This window comes from Mesorhizobium sp. M7A.F.Ca.US.007.01.2.1 (assembly GCF_003998165.1).
Lineage (GTDB): Bacteria > Pseudomonadota > Alphaproteobacteria > Rhizobiales > Rhizobiaceae > Mesorhizobium > Mesorhizobium ciceri.
Map to the genome: position 1 here is coordinate 1 of NZ_RZQP01000390.1, position 3223 is coordinate 3223.

1 pseudogene is annotated in these 3223 nt (G+C 64.4%); it reads right to left on the reverse strand.

What is annotated here, in order from left to right:
* A pseudogene (locus EN949_RS34125) lies at positions 1–3223 on the reverse strand (kinesin); the annotation flags it as partial.

Sequence of the window (3223 nt, forward strand, 5' to 3'; positions counted from 1 at the left end):
CCGCATGCCGAGCCGCTGGTCGGCGCCTTCGAAGTTGCGCAGGATGTCGCCGGCGCGCGCGGCCAGCGACTGGGCCGTTTCGATGGCGCGGGCGACCAGCTTCTGGTCGGCGGCATCGAACGTGCCTGCAATTTCGCTTGCACGAGCTGCCAGATGGTCGGCGGTGTCCTGAGCCCGGGCGGTCAGCTGATCTGCGGTTTCCTGGGCGCGGGCGGCGAGCTTCTGGTCTGCCGCTTCGAAGGTGCCGGCGATCTGATTTGCGCGAGCGGCCAGCTGATCGGCGGTTTCATGGGCACGGGCCAGCAGCGAGCTGGACGTGTCGTCCGCGCGGGCAAGCAAGGCGTTCGACGTATCTTCTGCACGGGCGTGCAGGCGACGGTCGGCCTCCTCGAAGGTGCGGGCGATGTCTTCGGCCCGCGCCAGCAGGGCGGCGGAGGTCTGCTCGGCGCGCTCGGCGATCTTCCGGTCGGCGTCGCTGAACGCGGCACCGGCCTGCTCGTGCAGGGTGCTGGTGACTTCCAGCACCTTTTCGCGCAGGGCGCCGGCGACAAACACGGCGCTCTTCTCGAGCACGGCGCGGACGTTGTCGACGCCTGTCGAGAGCGCACGTTCCATGGTGCCGGCGCGCTCCTCGATGATGCCGGTCTGGCGACTGAACGCCTGCTCGATCTTCTCGACATCGGCAGCGATCGCGTCGGAAATGCCGGTGCTTCTGGCAGCGATCTGGTCGATATGGCCCGACAGCGAGCGGTCAACGTCCTTGCGGGTCTCGGCGAGCCTGCCGAGATCGTCTTCCAGCGCGCGGGTCAGCATATTGCGGCCTTCGGACAGCTTGCCGACATGTCCGGCGATGACGTCGTCGATGTCGCTGCGGCTTTCGGTCAGCTTCTGCAGGTCGGCTTCGAGGGCGCGTTTGAGAATGTCGCGGCCCTCGGCCAGCTTCTCGACCTGGCCGGCAACCAGACCGTCGATGCTGGAGCGGCTTTCGGCCAGCTTGGCGAGATCGGCTTCCAGCGCGCGCTTGAGAACATCGCGACCTTCGGCGAGTTTCTCGACCTGGCCGGCGACCAGACCGTCGATGCTTGAGCGGCTCTCGGCCAGTTTGGCAAGATCGTCCTCGAGCGCCTTGGACAGGGTCGAGCGCTCCTGGACAAGCCTTTCCGCGTGGCTGTTGACGAGGCCACCGACGTTTTCGAGGTCGGCTTCAAGCGCTTTCGACAGCGTCGAACGATCCTGGACGAGCCTTTCGGAATGGCTGTTGACCAAGCCATTGACGCTTTCGAGGTCAGCCTCGAGTGCCCGGGCGAACTGTGCCCGGTCATCGACCAGTTTCTGCGACTGGTCGGCAATGGCCCCCTTGATCGCATTGAGGTCGGATTCCAGAGCGCGCCGCAGAATATCTCGGCCCTCGGACAACTTCTCGACCTGACCCGCAACCAGCCCGTCGATGCTGGAACGGCTGTCGGCCAGCTTGGCGAGGTCGTCCTCAAGGGCCCTGGACAGGGCGGAGCGGTCTTGGACAAGCTTGTTCATGTGATCGGCGATGACGCTGTTCACATTCTGCAGGTCGGCTTCCAGGACCCGGGAAAGCTGACCGCGATCCTCGGCCAGCTTTTCCGACTGGCTTGAGATAACGCCCTTGATCGTGTTCAGGTCGGATTCCAGCGCGCGCTTGAGAATGTCGCGGCCTTCCGCCAGCTTCTCGACCTGACCGGCGACCAGACCGTCGATGCTCGAACGGCTTTCGGCCAGCTTGGCAAGGTCGGCTTCAAGGGTCTGCGACAGCAGGCTGCGGTCCTCGGCCAACCGTCCCGAATGGCTTTCGATCAGGCCGCGTATGCCGGACAGATCATTGTCGAGCGAATGGGAAAGCTGCGTGCGGTCTTCCGCCAGTTTGGCGGAATGGGTTTCGATGAGGCTCTTGATGCCGACGATGTCGTTTTCCAACGCCTTGGCGAGCACGGCGCGGCCTTCGGCGATTTTTTCCACCTGACCGGCGACCAGACCGTCGATGTCGGCGCGGCTGTCGGACAGTTTTCCGAGATCGGCTTCCAAAGCGCGCGACAGAATGTTGCGGCCCTCGGCGAGTTTTCCGACATGTCCGGCGACCATTTCATCAATGATCGTACGAGCTTGCACCAGCTTCCCGGAGTCTTCATTCAAGGCAATAGAGAGCCTGTTGCGACCTTCTTCCAGCCTTTCGAGATGGCTGCCGAGCGATGCATCGATGGCCGCCCGCGATTCATTGACCTTGCGCAGATCCTCTTCGAGAGCGCGCGAGATCAGGCTGCGGCCTTCGGCCAGCTTCTGCACCTGGTTGGTTACTGCCGCATCGATGCCGGCGCGGCCCTCGGCGAACTTCGCCAGGTCGGCCTCCATGGCCGCGGCCATGCGCTCGCGGCTTTCGGACAGTTTCCTGCTGTGGTTCTCGACAGCTTCCTCGATGCCGACGCGGGCGTCGGCGAGCCGCTGGATGTCACTGTCGAACGAACGCGACACGACGTGACGGGCGGCTTCCATGCGTCCGGCGAAGTCGCTGGCGCGGGCTTCGAGCATAGAGGAGGTCGAAGTGACGATGTCGGCCATGTCGGCGCCGATCTGGGTCTTGCCCTGATCGATCATCGCCGACAGCGTGTCCTTGCTCTCGGCGAAGGTGTGCGCGATTTCGCGGGCGCGCTCGACCAGCGTTTCATTGATCTGGCGGGCGCGGGCCTCGAGTGCCGCATTGAGCTTCTGCGTTCCGGTGTCGAGCGCCTCGGCGCGGGTCTGGAACTCGCTGATCAGCGCCTGGCCGCGTTCGGCGAGCGTGCGCTCGATGCCGTTGAGGCTGGCCTCGAATTCGGAATTGAGGGTGCGCGCGGCGCCGCCAAGCAGCGACACCATGCCGGTGGTGCGATCGTCGAGCAGATCGGTCAACGACCGCGTCAGTCCGTCCGTGGTGTCCGTCAGCTTGGCAATGCGGGTGTCGAGAAGGCTGGCGAAGGCCTCGCCCGAGGTCGACAGACGGTCGGTGATCGAATCGAGCCGGCCTTCGACGGAATCGAAGATCGACATCGAGCTTTCGTTGATGCGGTCGATCAGCGTGTCGCCGGAATTGGTGATCGTCATCGACAATTTGGTCGATGCATTGAGGATCGAGTCGCGAATGATGTCGGAAGCCGCGCCGATCTCGTCCTTCAGCGTCTCATGCGCGCCGGTAATCGAGGCGCGGACGCGCTCGGCA